Annotated in this window: 18 protein-coding genes; 9 read left to right on the top strand and 9 right to left on the bottom strand. The window is 64.9% G+C overall.

The window, feature by feature from the left end; translation table 11 throughout:
* The 4 genes from CVM73_RS40770 to CVM73_RS36070 all read right to left on the bottom strand — a co-directional run.
* Window positions 1-259 (bottom strand): hypothetical protein (locus CVM73_RS40770; RefSeq protein ID WP_208639287.1); only part of this gene is annotated, 259 nt, incomplete at its 3' end.
* A gap of 89 nt (window positions 260-348) precedes the next feature.
* Window positions 349-1,905, bottom strand: coding sequence for an MDR family MFS transporter (locus tag CVM73_RS36060; RefSeq protein ID WP_100236499.1), 1,557 nt, complete (start codon window positions 1,903-1,905; stop codon window positions 349-351).
* A gap of 23 nt (window positions 1,906-1,928) precedes the next feature.
* On the bottom strand, window positions 1,929-3,092 hold the full coding sequence (locus CVM73_RS36065; RefSeq protein WP_100236500.1) for an HlyD family secretion protein: 1,164 nt from the start codon (window positions 3,090-3,092) through the stop codon (window positions 1,929-1,931).
* The gene (locus CVM73_RS36070; protein ID WP_100236522.1) at window positions 3,085-3,567 is read right to left on the bottom strand and encodes a MarR family winged helix-turn-helix transcriptional regulator; all 483 of its coding nucleotides are present in this window, start codon (window positions 3,565-3,567) and stop codon (window positions 3,085-3,087) included. Before CVM73_RS36070 ends, CVM73_RS36065 begins: the two co-directional genes overlap by 8 nt.
* A 158-nt stretch (window positions 3,568-3,725) precedes the next feature.
* On the opposite strand from CVM73_RS36070, the gene CVM73_RS36075 reads away from it, so the two are divergent.
* The 5 genes from CVM73_RS36075 to CVM73_RS36095 all read left to right on the top strand — a co-directional run bounded on the left by CVM73_RS36075 (window position 3,726) and on the right by CVM73_RS36095 (window position 8,685).
* Window positions 3,726-4,220 (top strand): Fur family transcriptional regulator, encoded by a 495-nt coding sequence (locus CVM73_RS36075; RefSeq protein ID WP_100236501.1) that lies wholly within the window; start codon window positions 3,726-3,728, stop codon window positions 4,218-4,220.
* A gap of 117 nt (window positions 4,221-4,337) precedes the next feature.
* Complete coding sequence (locus CVM73_RS36080; protein WP_100236502.1) at window positions 4,338-5,291, top strand: DMT family transporter; 954 nt, start codon at window positions 4,338-4,340, stop codon at window positions 5,289-5,291.
* Window positions 5,292-5,303: 12 nt separating this feature from the next.
* Window positions 5,304-6,587, top strand: a complete 1,284-nt coding sequence (gene ispG / locus CVM73_RS36085; RefSeq protein ID WP_100236503.1) for a flavodoxin-dependent (E)-4-hydroxy-3-methylbut-2-enyl-diphosphate synthase — start codon at window positions 5,304-5,306, stop codon at window positions 6,585-6,587.
* A 157-nt stretch (window positions 6,588-6,744) separates the two neighbouring features.
* Entirely contained in the window at window positions 6,745-7,641 is an 897-nt protein-coding gene (locus CVM73_RS36090; RefSeq protein WP_100236504.1) for a TauD/TfdA dioxygenase family protein, read from the top strand.
* 231 nt (window positions 7,642-7,872) lie between these two features.
* Window positions 7,873-8,685, top strand: coding sequence for an N-acetylmuramoyl-L-alanine amidase (locus CVM73_RS36095; RefSeq protein ID WP_167407255.1), 813 nt, complete (start codon window positions 7,873-7,875; stop codon window positions 8,683-8,685).
* An 84-nt stretch (window positions 8,686-8,769) separates the two neighbouring features.
* Here CVM73_RS36095 and CVM73_RS36100 read toward each other — a convergent pair whose 3' ends face one another.
* The 3 genes from CVM73_RS36100 to CVM73_RS36110 all read right to left on the bottom strand — a co-directional run bounded on the left by CVM73_RS36100 (window position 8,770) and on the right by CVM73_RS36110 (window position 11,782).
* A complete protein-coding gene (locus tag CVM73_RS36100; RefSeq protein WP_167407256.1) occupies window positions 8,770-10,377 on the bottom strand; it encodes a Na+/H+ antiporter in 1,608 nt (535 codons plus the stop codon).
* Window positions 10,378-10,426: 49 nt separating this feature from the next.
* Window positions 10,427-11,284 (bottom strand): class A beta-lactamase, encoded by an 858-nt coding sequence (bla, locus tag CVM73_RS36105; RefSeq protein WP_100236505.1) that lies wholly within the window; start codon window positions 11,282-11,284, stop codon window positions 10,427-10,429.
* A gap of 123 nt (window positions 11,285-11,407) precedes the next feature.
* Window positions 11,408-11,782 carry a nuclear transport factor 2 family protein gene (locus CVM73_RS36110; RefSeq protein ID WP_100236506.1) on the bottom strand — a complete coding sequence of 125 codons (375 nt, stop codon included), beginning with the start codon at window positions 11,780-11,782 and terminating at the stop codon, window positions 11,408-11,410.
* 94 nt (window positions 11,783-11,876) lie between these two features.
* On the opposite strand from CVM73_RS36110, the gene CVM73_RS36115 reads away from it, so the two are divergent.
* Window positions 11,877-12,305, top strand: coding sequence for a GFA family protein (locus CVM73_RS36115; protein WP_167407260.1), 429 nt, complete (start codon window positions 11,877-11,879; stop codon window positions 12,303-12,305).
* Window positions 12,306-12,487: 182 nt separating this feature from the next.
* Window positions 12,488-14,305 carry a caspase family protein gene (locus CVM73_RS36120; protein WP_100236508.1) on the top strand — a complete coding sequence of 606 codons (1,818 nt, stop codon included), beginning with the start codon at window positions 12,488-12,490 and terminating at the stop codon, window positions 14,303-14,305.
* Between the two features lie 46 nt (window positions 14,306-14,351).
* On the opposite strand, the gene CVM73_RS36125 is transcribed toward CVM73_RS36120, so the two are convergent.
* Both CVM73_RS36125 and CVM73_RS36130 read right to left on the bottom strand, forming a co-directional pair.
* Window positions 14,352-15,035, bottom strand: a complete 684-nt coding sequence (locus tag CVM73_RS36125; RefSeq protein WP_100236509.1) for a DUF1345 domain-containing protein — start codon at window positions 15,033-15,035, stop codon at window positions 14,352-14,354.
* A 177-nt stretch (window positions 15,036-15,212) separates the two neighbouring features.
* The gene (locus CVM73_RS36130) at window positions 15,213-16,136 is read right to left on the bottom strand and encodes a polyprenyl synthetase family protein (protein ID WP_100236510.1); all 924 of its coding nucleotides are present in this window, start codon (window positions 16,134-16,136) and stop codon (window positions 15,213-15,215) included.
* A gap of 161 nt (window positions 16,137-16,297) precedes the next feature.
* Between CVM73_RS36130 and mtgA the strand changes: the two genes are divergently transcribed.
* Both mtgA and rpmF read left to right on the top strand, forming a co-directional pair.
* Window positions 16,298-16,972: a monofunctional biosynthetic peptidoglycan transglycosylase gene (mtgA, locus tag CVM73_RS36135; protein WP_100236511.1), complete on the top strand. Its 675-nt coding sequence runs from the start codon at window positions 16,298-16,300 to the stop codon at window positions 16,970-16,972.
* 169 nt (window positions 16,973-17,141) lie between these two features.
* Window positions 17,142-17,324 carry a 50S ribosomal protein L32 gene (gene rpmF / locus CVM73_RS36140; protein ID WP_007598106.1) on the top strand — a complete coding sequence of 61 codons (183 nt, stop codon included), beginning with the start codon at window positions 17,142-17,144 and terminating at the stop codon, window positions 17,322-17,324.
* Window positions 17,325-17,329 lie beyond the last annotated feature (5 nt).

Consider the following 17,329-nt stretch of genomic DNA (forward strand, 5'->3'; position numbering starts at 1 on the left):
GCGTAGTTGAGAGATTCGGCCGACCGGCGGGTTCGCCCACCGGCCGAACCGGAGCTGCAAGAGCAGAGGAGATGGTGCGATCGATCGACCGAAGATGCGAGCAAATCCGTGGGACCCATTGGCCGATCAAGGTCGCGTGGTTGATTGGAACTCGCATCGCGGAAACCATCTTGGCCAGCGGTCCAACACGCCGCACCAACAGGCCGGACATATGGATGCAAGCGATCCGATCAAAACCTTCACAAAGCTCTTGTGCCACGGAGGCCGTCCACATATGGGTCCCGGATCTGCGCTCCGCTTCGCTGCGCTTGTCCGGGACGACAGCGGAGAATGTGGATGTGGCGCACGCTACTCCATCACCGCATGCTCCGGACCCGCCGCCTGCTTGCGCAGCGTGGCCTTGGTTGAGCCGATCAGCAAAGCGAGCGGGATGGTGCAGAGGATGAACACCATCACCAGCTGGTAGTCATGCGCGAAGGCGATGATCTGCGCCTGCACGCTGACCATCCGGTCGGCCATGGCACGGCCGGCGTCGGTGGACAGATTGATCAGGCCGCTGACGCTGGGCATCTGGAGCGCGTGGTTGAACGGATTGATGTGCTCGGAGAGGATCGCATAGGTCCGCCGCGTGCCCTGCGTCAGCTCGGCGATGACGACGGAAATGCCGACTGAGCTGGCCACGTTGCGCATCAGGGTTAGCATGGCGGTGCCGTCGGTGCGCAGTTCGTTCGACAGGGTCAGGAATGCCACGGTCGAGAGCGGCACGAAGACGAGGCCGAAGCCGAAGCCCTGGATGACGCTGACGGTGACGATCTCCGGCACCTGGGTCAGGTCAGTCCAGCCGGTCATCTGGAACAGCGAGCCCGCGGTCAGCGTCAGGCCGGAGATGATCAGCGTGCGCGCCTCGAAATAACGCATCATGCGGCCGACCAGCATCATGGCGAAGAAGGTGCCGATGCCGCGGCTCGCCAGCAGCAGGCCGGCGGTGATGATGGGATAGCCGATCACGTTCTGCATGTAGGGCGAGGCCAGCGCCATGGTCGAGAACAGCACGAGCCCCATCACGATCATGAACAGGCAGCCGGTGACGAAGTTGCGATCCCGAAACAGCGCGAAGCGGATGAACGGCGTCGAGGTCGTGAAGGAGTGCGCGAGGAAGAAGTAGAAGGCGACGGCCGAGACGATGAATTCCGCGACGATCTCATTGGATTCGAGCCAGCCCAGCTGCTCGCCGCGGTCGAGCGCGAGTTGCAGCGCGCCGATCGCGATTGCCAGCGTGGCGAAGCCGAACCAGTCGAATTTGAGGCTGAGATCCTTCCTGGTCTCGTCCATGAAGATGATCAGCCCGAGCACGGTGATGGCGCCGAACGGCAGGTTGACGAAGAACACCCAGTGCCAGGAATAGGTCTCGGTGAGCCAGGCCCCCAGAGACGGTCCCATGATCGGGCCCATCATCACGCCCATGCCCCAGATCGACATCGCCTTGGCGCGTTCCTGGAGCGTGTAATAGTCGAGCATGACCGACTGCGACAGCGGCACCAGGGCCGCACCGAAAACGCCTTGCAGAAGGCGGAACAGCACCATCTGGTTGATGTCCTGCGCGAGGCCGCACAGCACCGATGCCATGGTGAAGCCGGCCGAGCAGACGATGAAGATGCGCTTGCGGCCGAAGCGATTGGCAATCCAGCCCACCGGCGCCGTCATGATCGCGGCGGCGACGATGTAGGAGGTCAGCACCCAGTTTATCTGGTCCTGCGAGGCCGACAGCGTGCCCTGCATGTAGGGCAGCGCGACGTTGGCGATGGTGGTGTCCAGCGCCTGCATGATGGTCGCGGTCATGGCGCAGATCGTCACCATGTTCCGGCGCAGGCCGGGGATCATCAGGCTGGCGTTGGGGCCGGACATCGGGTCAGTCCTTGGTCTTTGGCTTAGTCTTTATCCTGGCCCGCGGTCGCCGACAGGCCGAACAGGCCGGCGAGCGAGCGTCGATGGCCGGTGTCAATGGTGGCGTAGACGCTCATGCCGGCTTTCAGCTTCCGTACATATTTGTCGGTCTCGTCGAAATAGATGCGGATCGGCACGCGCTGCACCACCTTGACGAAATTGCCGGTCGCATTTTGCGGCGGCAGGATCGCGAATTGTGCGCCGGTGCCGGGCGAGAGCGAGCCGATCTTGCCCTTGAAGACGTGGCTCGGGAACGCGTCGACCTCGAGCGTGACGGGCTGGCCTTCGGTGACATAGGTGAGGTCGCTCTCCTTCGGATTGGCGTCGACCCAGGGATGGGCGACGTCGATGATGGAGAACACCGGCGTGCCGGCTACGACATAGCGGCCGAGCTGGATCTGCTCGACCTGCGTCGCCACGCCACCCATCGGCGCGCGCAGCACGGTATGGTCGAGATTGCGCTGGGCATCGTCCAGCTTGGCTTTCGCCTGCGCATAGGGCGGGAATTGCTCCAGCGGCAAGGCGGGATCGCCGAGCAATTGCGTCTTGGCGTTGGAGAGCTGCTGCTTGATATATTGCGCCTGCGCGCCGGCGGTGACCAGCGCGTTGGCCGCGTTGTCGAGATCGAGCTGGGAGCCGAAATTGTTCTTCACCAGGGCCTGCTTGCGCTCGACGTCGCGCTGCTTCAGCTCGACGCCTTGCTGGGCGAGGTTGAGCATGTCCCCGTAGATCTTGATGTTGGCAACGAGGTTGTCGTAGGTCGTCCGGGCCTGCGCGAGCTGCGCCTTGGCCTCATCCACCGCGTGGCGAAACGGAACCGGGTCGATCTCGAACAGCTCGTCGCCCTGCTTGACGACCTGACCTTCCTTCACGACGACTTTCAGGATCTTGCCGGAGATATCGGGTGTCACCAGCACCTTCTGTGCGCCGACATAGGCATCGTCAGTGCCGACATAGCGGCCGCCTTGCAGATAGAAAGTGAGGCCGCCGATGGTCGCGATGACAGGCAGCACGACCAGGAGCAGGAAACGGCGATAGCGGCGCAGGCCCGCCACCAAGCGGCGGCGCGGATCGGTGCCGGCCTTCTTGGTCGGCTTGCCGCCGTCGCTCTTCTGCTCGGGCTGGAACTTGAGGACCTGATCAGCCATAGCGCTGCTCCTTACGCGCTTGTTCCGCGCCGCTGGTCTGGATCGCGGTCCGCACGTTTTCCTTGATGGTTTCGAGTTGCGTGAGGAGACGGTGGGCATCCGCCGGATTGATGCCGTCGAGCGCATTGGCAGTGATCTCGGACCGGAGCCCGCTCATCCGGCCAAGCAGCTGCCGGCCGGCCTTCTTCAGGTAGAGGCGCTTGACGCGGCGGTCCGAGGCGTCGCTGCGCCGTTCGAGCCAGTCATTGTCGCAGAGCTTGTCGATCAGGCGCGTCAGCGTGATCGGCTGCACCTCCAGGAGCTCGGCGAGCTCCGACTGTTTCATGCCCTCGCTGCGCTCCACCTTGGCCAGCACCGCCCATTGCGCGCGGGTGATGCCGAACCGCGACGCCTCCTTGTCGGCATAGACGCGCAGCAGGCGATAGAGCTCGGAGAGCGTGAACAGGAAGTTCTGGTCGACAGACCCGCGGGTCATGAGCTTGGTCTCCAATAAGTCGAAGATATAATAAGCAAGCTTATGATTATTTCAGGGCGGGATTATCGGGTAGCTGTCCCGCAGCGTTGGCATGGCTGGCAGCCGATCGCAGCGTCGTGCTTTGGGTTCCCGGGTCGAAATGCTAGAAAGTGAGCCGTATGACCCTCGCAAAGCCGGCATTTCCCGCGCCCGATCACGATCACCGCCGCTGCGCGGCGGATGCACTCGCGCATGCCGAGGCGGTCTGCGAGCAGCGCGCGCAGAAATTCACGCCAATTCGCCGTCAGGTGCTGGGAGCGTTGCTCTCCAGCCACCGCCCGCTAGGTGCCTATGAGGTGATCGACGAACTGGCAAAATCGATGGCGCGGCCGGCACCGATCACGGTCTATCGTGCCCTCGATTTCCTGATGGCGAACGGCCTCGTGCATCGCATCGAAAGCCGCAATGCCTATCTCGCCTGCGCCGCCCATGACCACGACGCGACCTCCGCGGTGGCGTTCCTGATCTGCGAGCGTTGCGGCCTGGTCGGCGAGATCCCCTCGGCGTCCTTCGCCAAGGATCTCAACGCCGCCGCGCGCAGCTCAGGCTTCGCACCAAAGCTGTCTGTGGTGGAGATCACGGGCGTCTGCGCCCATTGTCAGAAAGCTTCTTAGTGAGATGGAATCAGATCGAGCCACAATGGCGGTGCTCACCTCTCCCAAGGGGAGAGGTGAAGAGCCGCCGTCTGATCAATCAAGCAACAACGGCGCAAAGCCGGATTTCAGGAAGAAATGTCCGCACCTCAAGCCATACCGTCCGCCGGCCGTCCTCTGAGTGCCGGTGCCATCGCCCTGATGCTCATGCTGTGCCTGACTTGGGGGTTCAACCAGATCGCGGTGAAGCTGGTGCTGCCGGACATTCCGCCGATGCTCCAGGCCACCATCCGCTCGATGGGCGCGCTGCCGGTGCTGTTCATCATCGGTACCCTGCGTGGCGTGAAATTCTTCGAGCGTGACGGCACCTGGAAGGCCGGCCTGATCGCAGGGCTGATGTTCGGCATCGAATTCGTGCTGATCTTCCAGGGGCTGCGTCTCACATCTGCTTCGCGGGCGGTGGTGTTCCTCTACACGGCGCCGTTCTTCGTCGCGCTCGGCTCCTACCAGGTGCTCGGCGAGCGTCTCGGTGGCTCGCAATGGCTGGGCCTGGCCATCAGCTTTGCCGGCGTCGCGCTGGCGATCGGCGTGCCGCAGCCCAATGTCGATTCGCATGTTCTGCTCGGCGATCTCATGATCGTCGGCGGCGCCGCGCTATGGGCGGCGACGACCCTGGTTGCCAAGGGCACGCGGCTGCGCTTCGCCGCGCCCGAGAAGGCGCTGGGCTATCAGGTCGCGACCTCGATCCCGATCCTGGGGTTGGCGGCCTGGCTGTTTGGCGAATCCATCACTCACACGCCGGCGCCGCTGTCCCTCGGCCTGATGGCGTTCCAGGCGATCTGGGTAGTGGGAACCACGTTCACCCTTTGGTTCGCGCTGGTGAAGGCCTATTCGGCCAGCAAATTGTCGGCTTTTACCTTCATCACCCCTTTGTTTGGCGTGGTGGGTAGCTATTTCATCATGCACGACACCCTGAGCCTGACATTTGGGGCCGCCGCGGTCCTTGTAATTGCTGGGCTTTTTCTAGTTAACCGTCCCAGCTCAACGGCTGCGGCGCCGCGCGATGCATTGCTGAACGTCACCAAAACCTGATATTTGGACCCCATGAACAAGCTCGAAAACCCTCTCGATTCCGACATTGCGGGCCCCGCGCCCCGGCACAAGACCACTCAGGTGAAGGTCGGCAACGTCGCTGTCGGCGGCGGTGCGCCGATCGTCGTGCAGTCGATGACCAACACCGACACTGCCGACGTCGACGGCACCATCGCCCAGGTCGCAGCGCTCGCGCGCGCCGGCTCCGAAATGGTCCGCATCACCGTGGACCGCGAGGAGGCCGCGGCCGCCGTCCCGCACATCCGCGACGGCCTCGCCAAGCGCGGCATCACGACGCCGCTGATCGGCGACTTCCACTATATCGGCCACAAGCTGCTCGCGGCCTATCCGGCCTGCGCCGAGGCGCTAGCCAAATACCGCATCAATCCCGGCAATGTCGGCTTCAAGGACAAGCGCGACACCCAGTTCGCCGACATCATCGAGATCGCGAACAAGAACAACAAGCCGGTGCGCATCGGCGCCAATTGGGGTTCGCTCGACCAGGAGCTTCTGACCAAGCTGATGGACGAGAATGCCGCCTCGCCCAATCCGCGCGACGTGCGCGCGGTGACGCGCGAGGCCATGGTGCAGTCTGCATTGCTCTCGGCCGCGCGCGCCGAAGAGCTCGGCATGCCCAAGGACCGCATCATCCTTTCGGCAAAAGTCTCGGCGGTGCAGGATCTCATCGCGGTCTATCAGGACCTCGCGTCGCGTTCGGACTACGCCATCCATCTCGGCCTCACCGAGGCCGGCATGGGCTCGAAGGGCATCGTGGCGTCCTCGGCGGCGCTCGGCATCCTCTTGCAGCAGGGCATCGGCGACACCATCCGCATCTCGCTGACGCCGGAGCCCGGCGGCGACCGCACCCGTGAGGTGCAGGTCGGCCAGGAGCTCTTGCAGACCATGGGCTTTCGCACCTTCGTGCCGCTGGTTGCGGCCTGCCCCGGCTGCGGCCGCACCACCTCGACCACGTTCCAGGAGCTGGCGCGCTCGATCCAGGATTTCATCCGCGACGAGATGCCGGCCTGGAAGACGAAATATCCTGGTGTCGAAGAGCTCAACGTCGCGGTGATGGGCTGCATCGTCAACGGCCCCGGCGAATCCAAGCACGCCAATATCGGCATCTCGCTGCCCGGCACCGGCGAAGCGCCGGCCGCGCCCGTCTTCGTCGACGGCAAGAAGTTCCGCACGCTGCGCGGCCCGACCATCTCCGCCGACTTCAAGGCGCTGGTGATCGACTACATCGACCAGCGCTACGGCCAGGGCGCGAAGGTGCCGGCGCCAGCGGCGGAGTAGTTCTCTCTACTATCGCCCCGCACTCAACCGTCGTCCCGGACAAGCGCGCCTCAAGCGCGCGCCGATCCGGGACGACGGTGGTGTTTGCGGTGCAGATTGCACATCCATCACCGCGCGCTACGATGTCTCCCAATCAACAACGATCGGGAGACACGCCATGAGCTCACTCGCCGGCAAGCAGGGTCCGCGCTATCGCCACACGGCCGAAGATGGTGCGCCGTACGAAACCATCGCGGTCGAAAGGCTCACCCCCATCATCGGTGCGGAGATCTCCGGCGTCGACATCGGCAAGCTCGTCGAGGGCGACACCCGCTCCAACCAGCAGATGGACGAGATCCACCGTGCGCTCGCCGAAAACCTCGTGATCTTCTTCCGCGATCAGCACATCACGCCGCAGCAGCACCTCGCCTTTGGCCGCAAGTTCGGCGAGCTGCATTTCCATCCCGCAGCTCCCCACGAGGACGAAGATCCGGCGCTGATGAAGATCTACGCCGACAAGAACTCGCCGCGCGCCAACGGCGAGGGCTGGCACTCCGACGTGTCCTGCGATCTCGAGCCGCCGATGGGCTCGATCCTCTACATCAAGCAATGCCCGCCGCGCGGCGGCGATACGCTGTTTGCCAACATGTATGCGGCCTACGAGGCGTTGTCCGACCGCATGAAAGCCTATCTCGATGGGCTCACCGCGCTGCACGACGGCGAGCCGATCTATCGCGGGCTCTATGCGAATTATGGCGTCGCTGACCGTCCCTCCTATCCGCACGCCGAGCACCCCGTGGTGCGTACCCATCCGGTCACCGGGAGGAAGGCGCTCTACGTCAACCGCGGCTTCACCCGGCACATCAACGGCATCCCGCGCGACGAGAGCGATGCGATGCTTGCCTATCTCTACCAGCATGCCGAAAACCCGCTGTTCCAGTGCCGCTTCCGCTGGACCGAGAATGCCATCGCCTTCTGGGACAACCGCTGCACCCAGCACCGCGCGATGTGGGACTACTGGCCGCACACGCGCTCGGGCACGCGCGTGACGGTGAAGGGCGAGCGGCCGGTTTGATCCTCTGGTGCCCGGACGCAGTGCAGCGCTTCTTCAGCGGTGCGCTGCAGAGCCGGGGCCCATTCTTGCGGCAAACTGGGTCCCGGCTCTGCGTCGCGTCATTTCATGCCGCGCCGCGTCCGGGACACGAGATCATCCTTGCGTTGACGTCCCCGCGCTCCCGCGCCAATCTTCCCGGAAGCAAATGCGGGCTTCGTCGACCGCCCGCGGATCACGGCAGCGGAGTTGAGCTTGGGGCAATCGCGCAGCGTCATCGCCGGGCTGGTCGCGTCGATCCTGCTGTCGTCGCTCGCCCTTGTCGATGCCGGCGACGCTGCTGCCGCGCGAAAAATTGCGAGACCCAAGGCCAGGCAGCTGTCACCAGCCAAATGTGAGATGCCGAAATTTCGGATCGTCGTGGATGTCGGGCACACCCCGGACTCCTATGGCGCGTTGAGCGCGCGCAACGACCCGGAGTTCGGTTTCAACTTCCGCCTCGCCAGATTGATCACAGCGAAGTTGAGGTCTGAAGGCTTTGCCGCAACCCGTCTGCTCGTCACGGACGGCAAGGCGCGGCCGAGCCTGTTCAAGCGCGTCGGCGTCGCGAACGAAGGCCGGGCCGATTTGTTGCTGTCGGTCCATCATGATTCGGTGCCGGACAAGCTGCTCGAAACCTGGGAGTTCGACGGCGCAAAGAGCTATTTCAGCGACCGTTTCTCGGGTCACTCGCTGTTCGTGTCGCAGCAGAATCCGCACTTCGCCACCAGCCTGATGCTGGCGCGGATGATCGGCAAGCAGCTGAAGGAGCAGGGCCTGCACTATGCCAGCCAATACACCCTGCCGGTGATGGGCCGCTACCGGCGCCAGCTGCTCGACAAGGATGTCGGGGTCTATCGCTATGACGGGCTCGTCGTGCTGTCGCGGACGAGGAGCGCCGCCGTGCTGCTCGAGGCCGGCTCGATCATCAATCGCGACGAGGAAATGGAGATGAACTCGCCGGAGCGGCACGAGGCGGTCGCGGGAGCCGTCGCGGCTGCAATGAGGGCGTTTTGCGAGAGGCGGTAGTTGGCTCGGCCGGTTCGGCAGCCGTCATTGCGAGCCACCGGGTCCGCGCAACGCGCGGCCCGATGGCTCGCAACGACGGGGAAGCTACAGCGGCCCGCCGCGATACTCCCGATTCGCCAGGCTCGCCTCCTCCAGATCCAGGTCCCGCTCGATCCGCCGTCGCGTCTCGTCGGTGATCTCGCCGTCGCGCAGGAGGTTGTGGATGAACTTTCTTTCGGCGGCGATCAGGTCGCGGGTCAGCGCGATACCGGCGGCTGAGACGTCATGGTGGTTGGGATCGAGCGAGTCCGGGAGCTGGCTGACGCGGATATCGTGTCGTGCGCGCAGCAGCCGCATCACTTCTTCGGACACGTCCTTCTGGGCGGTCAGCGTGTCGAGTGATTGCAGTGCGGCACCGAGCGCTTGGCGGCGGGCGGCGAGCTCCGCTTCGTGCGCGGCGGCATGCTCGTGGCGGCCGGCTTCGGCGACGCCGAGCCAGCGCACGACCGGCGGCAGCGTCAGGCCGACGCCGATCAGCGTGACGAAGATGACACCGAAGGCGACGAACAGGATCAGGTCGCGAGACGGAAAGGCCTCGCCATCAGGCAACGTGAACGGCAGCGCCAGCGCGGCCGCCAGCGACACCGCGCCGCGCACGCCGGTGAAGGCGAGCACAAACGGCCATTGCCATGGCGGCGACGGGGCGCGCTCGCGCAGCGACTTGCTGAGCATCCGCGGCAGATAAGTCGCGGGGTAGAGCCAGGCGAAGCGCGCGATCACGACGATGACCAGGACTACTGCTGTCGCAATGAGAATGTCGTCGAGCGGGAAGGCCTTCGACTTCTCGTAGAGCGCGCGCATCTGGAAGCCTGTGAGCAGGAACAGCATGCCTTCGATCAGGTAGATCACGAGATCCCAGAAGAAGATGCCTTGCAGGCGCGTTGCCGACGAGATCAGCAATGGCCCGTTCCAGCTCACGTAGAGACCGCAGGCGACGGTCGCGATCACGCCGGAGCCGCCGACGTGCTCGGGCAGCCAGTAGGAGACGTAGGGTGTGATCAGCGACAGCGTCAGCTCGACCTGCGGATCCCCGGACCATTTGCGGAATCGTAGGGAGAGCCAGCCGACGCCGATACCGAAGGCGATCTCGCTGGCGACGATGAGGAGGAACTCGCCGGCCGCGAGCGGCAGCGAGAAGCTCCCGACTATGATCGCCGCGAGCGCGAAGCGGTAGAGGATCAGCGCGGTGGCGTCATTGGCCAGTCCTTCGCCCTCGAGGATGACCAGGAGCCGACGCGGCATGTTGAGCCGGCGCGCGATCGCGAGCGGCGCCACCACGTCGGGTGGCGCGACGATGGCACCGAGCAGGAAGCCGATGGTCCAGGGCAGGCCGATCAAATAGTGCGTGGCGGCCGCGACCATCGCCGTGGTGAAAATCACCGCGCCGACCGCGAGCAGCACGATCGGACGCAGATTGTTCTTGAACTCGCGCCAGCTCATGGCGACGCTCGCCGAATAGATCAGCGGCGGCAGCACCATCAGCAGCACCAGCTCCGGCGGCAGCTCCACCGACGGCATGCCCGGCACGAAAGCGAGGCCGACGCCGGCCAGCATCAGCAGGATGGCGGGAGCGACGTTGAAGCGGCGTGCGGCCAGCGCGGTGCCTGCCAGCACGGCCAGCAGGATGAGAAAGGTCTGAAACTTCGCTTCCATGATGGTCTGTCTTGACCCGGAAGCGCCCGCAAGGTCAATGCGGCGCGGCTTACGCCAGCCGATCGGCCACAATCCGTCCGATCCGCGCGAACGCCGCCGCGATCTGTTCGGCAGTCGGCGTGCCGCCCTGGGTATAGGCCGCGATCAGGATCGGTGTATCCGGCTTGGGCCAGGCGACTGCGATATCGCCCGAGGCATCCTTGCCGTTGTTGCCGGTCTTGTCGCCGATCTTCCAGCTCGCGGGGAGCCCACCACGCAGCCGGTTCGCGCCGGTCTTGCAGTTCACCATCCAGTCGGTGAGCTGAACGCGGGACTGCGCCGACAAGGCTTCGCCCAGCACCAGCCGGCGCAGATTATTCGCCATCGCCGCCGGCGTCGTGGTGTCCTGGGGATTGCCGGGCGGCGAGCGGTTGAGCTCGGGCTCGTTGTGGTCGAGCCGCGAGGTGGTATCGCCGAGCGACCGCCAGAATGCAGTCAGCGCCGCGGGGCCGCCGATCCGCGCCAGCAGCAGATTGGCGCAAGTGTTGTCACTGAGCTCGACGATGGCCTTGCACATCTCGCCGACCGACATCTTGCCGGCCGCGAGGTTTTGCTTGGCGACCGGCGTGTAGTCGAGCAGGTCGGCCTTGTCGTAAGCGATCGTGGCCGCAAGCTGCTCCTCGCCGCGATCGACCCGCGCCAGCACGCAGGCCGCAAGCGAAGCCTTGAATGTCGAGCACATCACAAACCGCTCGTCGGCACGCCAGGCGAGCTTCGCGCCGGTCGCGAGGTTCTCGGCGTAGACCCCGATCCGCCCGCCGCTGTTGCGTTCACAGGTTTCGAGTTCAGGCGGCGCCTCCGCGGCCAGCGCGGGAGCAGCAGCCATCCAGCACAGTGAGCCGAGCAGGGAACGGCGGTCGAGAGGCATGGGGGCTTTCAGGCAGTGGGGTGGGGGTTGGATTCAACGCGCGGTTCATCGAACCGTCATTGCAATGACCGTGAATAGAGGACGAGTGCGCCAGATTTCAGGCAGTGAAGGTCGAACGCCCCCTCACTCCCTCAGATCGTACCGGTACGATTTCGACACGATCTGCCAGCCGTCGGCGAGCTTCATCGCCACCAGATAGTCGGTGAAATAGCGCGGCGGCAGCTGGCAGCGCACCTTGATGAAGGCGGTCTTCTCGTCCGAACGGTCGATGGTGACAATGAAGTCCTCCCGCGGCTTGCCTTCGGCTTTGGCTGAGGCGCGCTTGCGGACGCGGTCGAGCCAGTCGGGCACCGTCAGAACCTGGAGCTCGCCCTTCTCGACCCAGCGCAGATCGGCGGAGGGGTGGAAGATGGCGCCGAGCTTTTCGGCATCGCCCTCATAGAGTCCGTCAAAGTAGGATTGCACGACGGCTTCGACGCTCGACCGGTCCTGGCTCATGGGTCGTTCCTTTGCATGATGGCTTCGGGCGAACTTAGTCGTACACTTCAAAATGCGCTATGGGTGTGTCAGCGATTTGCGCGAAGGCGTCACGATGACAGAATCAGAAAATTCGAACGCTCGTATCCTCACCGGCGAATGCTATTGCCGCACCGTGCGTTTCGAGGTGGCCGACGCGTTCTCCTATGCGATGAACTGCCACTGCTCGAACTGTCGCCGCACCACCGGCGCCGCGTTCAAGCCGTTCGCCGGCATCGCGCACGACAAGCTCCGCATCGTGCGCGGCGGGGACCAGCGGATGATTTTCGGCGACGATACCACCCATGATGCCCATTGTGCCCGCTGCGGCTCGCTGCTGTATTCCCGGGTCCGTGAAGGACAATGGGTTCATGTCGCCATGGGAACCCTGGTCGATGCCCCCTCGATCCGACCGAGCGCCCATATTTTTGTGGGCTCGAAGGCGCCCTGGCACGAAATTACGGACAATCTGCCGCAATATCGGGGGCATGTTAGCGATCCCTAGAGGGAACCCGGCCCGCGCACGCCTTGTCGGCGAACCCCGACCGCGCTGGCGCGACAAACATAGAGGGTCTTTCGGCCTGTCGTCGATGCCGCCTTCGTGACCTCCATCACAAGCGCCGGCGATGGGTCCTGCTAAAGCGATCCCAAAGGGACCAAACGGCCCCGAGCTTCGGAAGTCGTGTCATGCGCAATCTGCTCAGACTTTGCCCGTTTCTCCTCGCCGCCGCGCTGCTGTTCGGCGCCGGGCCCGCTTTTGCCGGAAAGCGCGTCGCGCTGGTGCTCGCCAATTCGGCCTATCAGCACGCGCCCTCGCTCGCCAACCCCGTCAATGACGGGGCGGTGATGGCGAAGACGCTGAAGGAGGCCGGCTTCGACGTCGTCGAGGCCCGGCATGATCTGTCGGCGCTGGACACGCGGCGCGTGCTGCGCGACTTCGCCGACGCGACCCGCGATGCCGATATCGCCGTGGTCTACTACGCCGGCCACGGCATCGAGGTCGAGGGCTCGAACTATCTGATCCCGGTGGATGCCAAGCTCGAGCGCGACACCGATGTCTATGACGAGGCGCTCTCGCTCGACCGAGTCCTGGTCGCGGTCGAGCCTGCAAAGCAGCTTCGCCTGGTGATCCTGGACGCCTGCCGCGACAATCCGTTCGGCAAGAGGATGAAGCGCACGATCGCCTCGCGCGGCATCGGCCGCGGTCTCGCCCAGGTCGAGCCGACCAGCCCCAACACGCTGATCGCCTATTCGGCCAAGGCCGGTTTCACGGCGCAGGACGGCGACGGTGCCAACAGCCCGTTCACGGTTGCGCTGTCGAAGCATCTGACGACGCCGGGCCTCGATGTCCGCCGCGCCTTCGGCTTCGTGCGTGACGATGTGCTCAAGTCGACCGGCAACAAGCAGGAGCCGTTCGTCTACGGTTCGCTCGGCGGCGAGGACGTGCCGCTGGTGCCGGTCAAGGCGGTGGCTGCGGCGCCTGTGGCGAACCCGCAGGCCGACATGCGCCGCGACTACGAGCTCGCGCTCCAGGTCGGCAACAAGCCGGCGTGGGAAGCCTTCCTCGCCCAGCACCCTGACGGCTTCTATGCCAGCCTCGCCAAGCTCCAGATCGACAAGATCCAGGCCGAGCAGGCCCATGCGGCTGCCATCGAGAAAGCGAAGCAGGCCGAGGCCGAACGTGATCGTCTTGCCGCGCTCGGCGCGCAGAAGGATGCGCAGGCCAAGGCCGCAGCCGATGCGAAGGCCGCCGAGCAGGCGCAGCTCGCCGCGCAGAAGGCCAAGGAGCAGGCGCAGCAGCAGGCGGCCGCCGCCGAGCAGCAGCGCGTCAATCTCGCCGCAGCAGTGCCGAGCGCCGCGCCGGCCAGCGCGCCGAGCGCCGCCGGCACCAACGTCGCCTCGCTGACCCCGGCGACTGCGCCGGCTGATCTGAGCCGCTCGGTGCAGACCGAGCTCGGCCGCGTCGGGTGTTTCTCTGGGCAGGCCGACGGCAATTGGAATACGTCCTCGCAGCGATCGCTGTCGCAGTTCAACCGCTATGCCGGCACCAAGCTCGACGTGAAGGTGGCGAGCACCGACGCGCTCGATGCGGTCAAGTCAAAACCGTCGCGCGTCTGTCCGCTGGTCTGCGAGCACGGCTTCAAGGTCGATGGCGACAAATGTACCAAGATCGTCTGCCGCGAGGGCTATGCGGTCAACGACGACAATGAATGCGAGAAGCAGCGTGTCGCCAAGCCGGCCAAGCCCGCGACTGCGAAGCGCGACGACAGTGATGAACGCCCGGCACGGCAGCGTCGTCAGGCCGGTGGTGCTGCTGCTGGAGCCGCGGGCGGCTATGGTGCCGCCGCCGGTATTGCCGCCGCCGCTGGTACAGGCCGCGCCACCGCTGGTGGTCAGGTCTTCTGCAATAGCGCGGGCTGCCGCCCCGTCAGCCGCGGTTGCCACCTGGAATATCGCGGTGGCGGTGGCCCCGGCAACGATGCGAATGCCGAGGTGTGTCGTTGAAGGCCGTGCATGATCGAGATCGTCATCCCGGAAGGCCGGGACGACATCAGCTCGCAATCGCGCTCGCCGCGATGTTCACCGTCAGCGCCAACAGCGCCGTGTTGTAGATGAACGACACGATCCCATGCGCCGTCGCCGTTCGGCGGATGGTCTTGTCGGTGATGCCGACGTCGGAGACCTGCGCGGTCATGCCGATCACGAACGAGAAATAGACGAAGTCCCAATAGTCGGCGTGGTCTTCCTTGTCGCCGCTCGGGAATTGCAGGCCGCCCGGCTTGGCGCTGCGATAATAATCATGCGCGTAGTGCAGCGCGAAGGTCGTGTGCACGGCGGCCCATGACAGCGCGATGGTGGTGATCGCGATGGCCAGCTCCAGCACCCCGTGATGCGGTGTGCCGAGCTCGGAGACGATCGCCGCGATGCTGGCGAAGGCGCCGGTTGCCGTCACCAGCAGGATCACGAAGCGGCCGTCGTCCTGCATCGCGGCGGCGCGGCGGATGTGCTGATGGTCGTTGCACAGCATCATCGCATAGACCAGCACGAGATAGACCGCGATCAGCGCATCCCATCCGAGCAGGAGTCGCGTGACCAGCCGGTACGTCCCCGGCAGCAACAGGCAAATCAGGACACCGGCCGCGAGCGCAATGAAGGTCCGCGGCCGCGCATAGACGAGCCGCACCGGCCGCGACATCCGGCGGAAGCGGACGAGAACGGGATCTTCCTTTTCCATGCAGATCGTCCGGTGAGGCCTGAGCGGCATCGCAGGTGCGCTCCCTCCCCCGCTTGCGGGGGAGGGTCGGGGAGAGGGTATCTCCGCAAACGAGAACCCCCAAGAGGAGAGAGCCCTCACCCGGCGCTTCGCGCCGACCTCTCCCGCAAGCGGGAGAGGTGCAGGGGCCCGGAGTTACTAATTCTTCCGTTCGGCCACGAACCGCGCGGCGGCTTGCAGCACCGCGGCGCGGTCGCCGAAGATCGAAACCGCGCCGTCGGCGCGCGCGAGCAGGTCGCGCACGCGCTGCTTGGCGCCCTCGATGCCGAGCTGGGTCACGAAAGTGGTCTTGCCGAGCGCGGCATCGGCGCCGGCCGGCTTGCCGAGCGCGGCGGCATCGCCTTCGACGTCGAGCAAATCGTCGGCAATTTGGAAGGCTTCGCCGAGCGCGCGGCCGTAATCGTCGAGCGCCTGATATTCTTTCTGCGAGGCCTGACCGAGGATCGCGCCGGCGATGCAGCCGTAGCGCAGCAGCGCGCCGGTCTTCATCTGCTGAATGCGGGCGACATCGATCGGCTCGTTGCCGCCGAAGCGGCCTTCGCCGGCAAGATCGAGAATCTGGCCGCCGACCATGCCGCCGATCCCGGCGCAGCGCGCCAGCGCGCGCGTCAGCAGCAGCCGCACATTGGCATCGCGATGGATCTCGTCACGGGTGACGATGTCGAAGGCGAGCGTCAAGAGGCCGTCGCCGGCAAGGATCGCGGTCGCGTCATCGGTCTTCTTGTGCAGGGTGGGGCGGCCGCGGCGCAGGTCCGAATTGTCCATCGCCGGCAGATCGTCATGGATCAGCGAGTAGCAGTGGATGCATTCGAGCGCGGCGCCGACGAGCAGGGCCGCTTCGCGCGGCACGCCGAACACGGCGGCGCTTTCGACCACCAGGAACGGCCGCAGGCGCTTGCCGCCGTTGAGGCTCGAATAGCGCATTGCGTCCATCAGTCGCTTGGGCCGGGCGATTTCATCGTGCAGGATGTCGTCCGACAACAGGCACCCGAGCAGGGCTTCGGTGTCATCAGCGGTCTTGTCCAGACGTTTGGCGAAATCGGACGGGGACGTGCCGGTCATCAAGAGAGGCTCCAGAACTAAAATTCGGCGGGACAATCCTTTATGCGCCCGCCCCAGTCAATCGTTTGGAAGGCCTAAAAAGTGCTGGAAAAGGCCCGAATTATCACAGACTTAATGGCGGGATCCGTGGCCGCTTCTCGTTCCGTGCCGGAAAGGTCGATTTGCGCATCGTCAAAATCCTGCTGGTGGTGCTCGCGGTTGTGCTTCTCGCACCCTATGTGATCGCGCCGTTCTATCGCACCGGCCACCCTGTTTCGACGCTGATGGCCTGGCGCAGCTTGCGGGGCGCGCCGATGCAGCGGCAGTGGATCGATCTGGCTGATATGTCGCCCTCTCTGCCGCGCGCGGTGGTGGCAGCCGAGGACGCCCATTTCTGCAAGCATCACGGCATCGATTGGGGTGCGCTGCGCGAGGCGATCGACGATGCGAAGGAGGACGGCACGCCGTTCCGGGGCGCCTCCACCATCACCCAGCAGGTCGCGAAAAACCTGTTCCTGTGGCAGGGGCGCGATTTCATCCGCAAGGCGCTCGAATTCCCGCTGGCACTGTGGATCGACTTCGTGCTCCCCAAGCCACGGATTCTGGAAATTTACCTCAACATCGCCGAGCTCGGTCCCCAGGGGCAGTTTGGCGTGGAGGCGGCCAGCGCCTATGCCTTCGGCAAATCGGCGGAAAACCTCTCCCCCCGGGAGGCCGCGCTTCTGGCCTCGATCCTGCCGAATCCGGTCAAACGCAGCGCCCGGATGCCCGGCCCAGGCGTGAGGCGGCTGGCGGCCACCTATATGGCGCGGGGGCAGGCGGGCTCGCTTGCGACCTGTTGGCGCGAAAATCGCTGATTTTGGGCCCATTCCGGGCGTATTTTCCGGCCCAAGAGCCTAGCTTTACGGCCAGCCTTCCTCTATAAGCGCGGCCTTGATCGGCATTCAGCTCGCCTCGTATTACGGGTGCTGAGCCGTCCCTTCGCGGACGATGCCCTGATGACACCAATCCCTAGAGGATATTGAAATGGCCGTTCCGAGAAGAAAAACCTCGCCGTCGCGCCGTGGCATGCGCCGCTCGGCAGACGCCATCAAGAAGCCGACCTATGTGGAAGACAAGGACTCCGGCGAGCTCCGTCGTCCGCACCATCTCGACCTCAAGACCGGCATGTACAAGGGCCGCCAGGTCCTGAAGAAGAAAGAGTCCTGAAGGCA

Source organism: Bradyrhizobium forestalis, assembly GCF_002795245.1.
Lineage (GTDB): Bacteria > Pseudomonadota > Alphaproteobacteria > Rhizobiales > Xanthobacteraceae > Bradyrhizobium > Bradyrhizobium forestalis.

Coding starts and splice junctions, on each gene's coding strand:
- CVM73_RS36060 (WP_100236499.1), bottom strand. CDS start 1,905: ATGTCCGGCCCCAACGCCAGCCTGATGATCCCCGGCCTGCGCCGGAAC.
- CVM73_RS36065 (WP_100236500.1), bottom strand. CDS start 3,092: ATGGCTGATCAGGTCCTCAAGTTCCAGCCCGAGCAGAAGAGCGACGGC.
- CVM73_RS36070 (WP_100236522.1), bottom strand. CDS start 3,567: ATGACCCGCGGGTCTGTCGACCAGAACTTCCTGTTCACGCTCTCCGAG.
- CVM73_RS36075 (WP_100236501.1), top strand. CDS start 3,726: ATGACCCTCGCAAAGCCGGCATTTCCCGCGCCCGATCACGATCACCGC.
- CVM73_RS36080 (WP_100236502.1), top strand. CDS start 4,338: ATGTCCGCACCTCAAGCCATACCGTCCGCCGGCCGTCCTCTGAGTGCC.
- ispG (WP_100236503.1), top strand. CDS start 5,304: ATGAACAAGCTCGAAAACCCTCTCGATTCCGACATTGCGGGCCCCGCG.
- CVM73_RS36090 (WP_100236504.1), top strand. CDS start 6,745: ATGAGCTCACTCGCCGGCAAGCAGGGTCCGCGCTATCGCCACACGGCC.
- CVM73_RS36100 (WP_167407256.1), bottom strand. CDS start 10,377: ATGGAAGCGAAGTTTCAGACCTTTCTCATCCTGCTGGCCGTGCTGGCA.
- bla (WP_100236505.1), bottom strand. CDS start 11,284: ATGCCTCTCGACCGCCGTTCCCTGCTCGGCTCACTGTGCTGGATGGCT.
- CVM73_RS36110 (WP_100236506.1), bottom strand. CDS start 11,782: ATGAGCCAGGACCGGTCGAGCGTCGAAGCCGTCGTGCAATCCTACTTT.
- CVM73_RS36115 (WP_167407260.1), top strand. CDS start 11,877: ATGACAGAATCAGAAAATTCGAACGCTCGTATCCTCACCGGCGAATGC.
- CVM73_RS36120 (WP_100236508.1), top strand. CDS start 12,488: ATGCGCAATCTGCTCAGACTTTGCCCGTTTCTCCTCGCCGCCGCGCTG.
- CVM73_RS36125 (WP_100236509.1), bottom strand. CDS start 15,035: ATGGAAAAGGAAGATCCCGTTCTCGTCCGCTTCCGCCGGATGTCGCGG.
- CVM73_RS36130 (WP_100236510.1), bottom strand. CDS start 16,136: ATGACCGGCACGTCCCCGTCCGATTTCGCCAAACGTCTGGACAAGACC.
- rpmF (WP_007598106.1), top strand. CDS start 17,142: ATGGCCGTTCCGAGAAGAAAAACCTCGCCGTCGCGCCGTGGCATGCGC.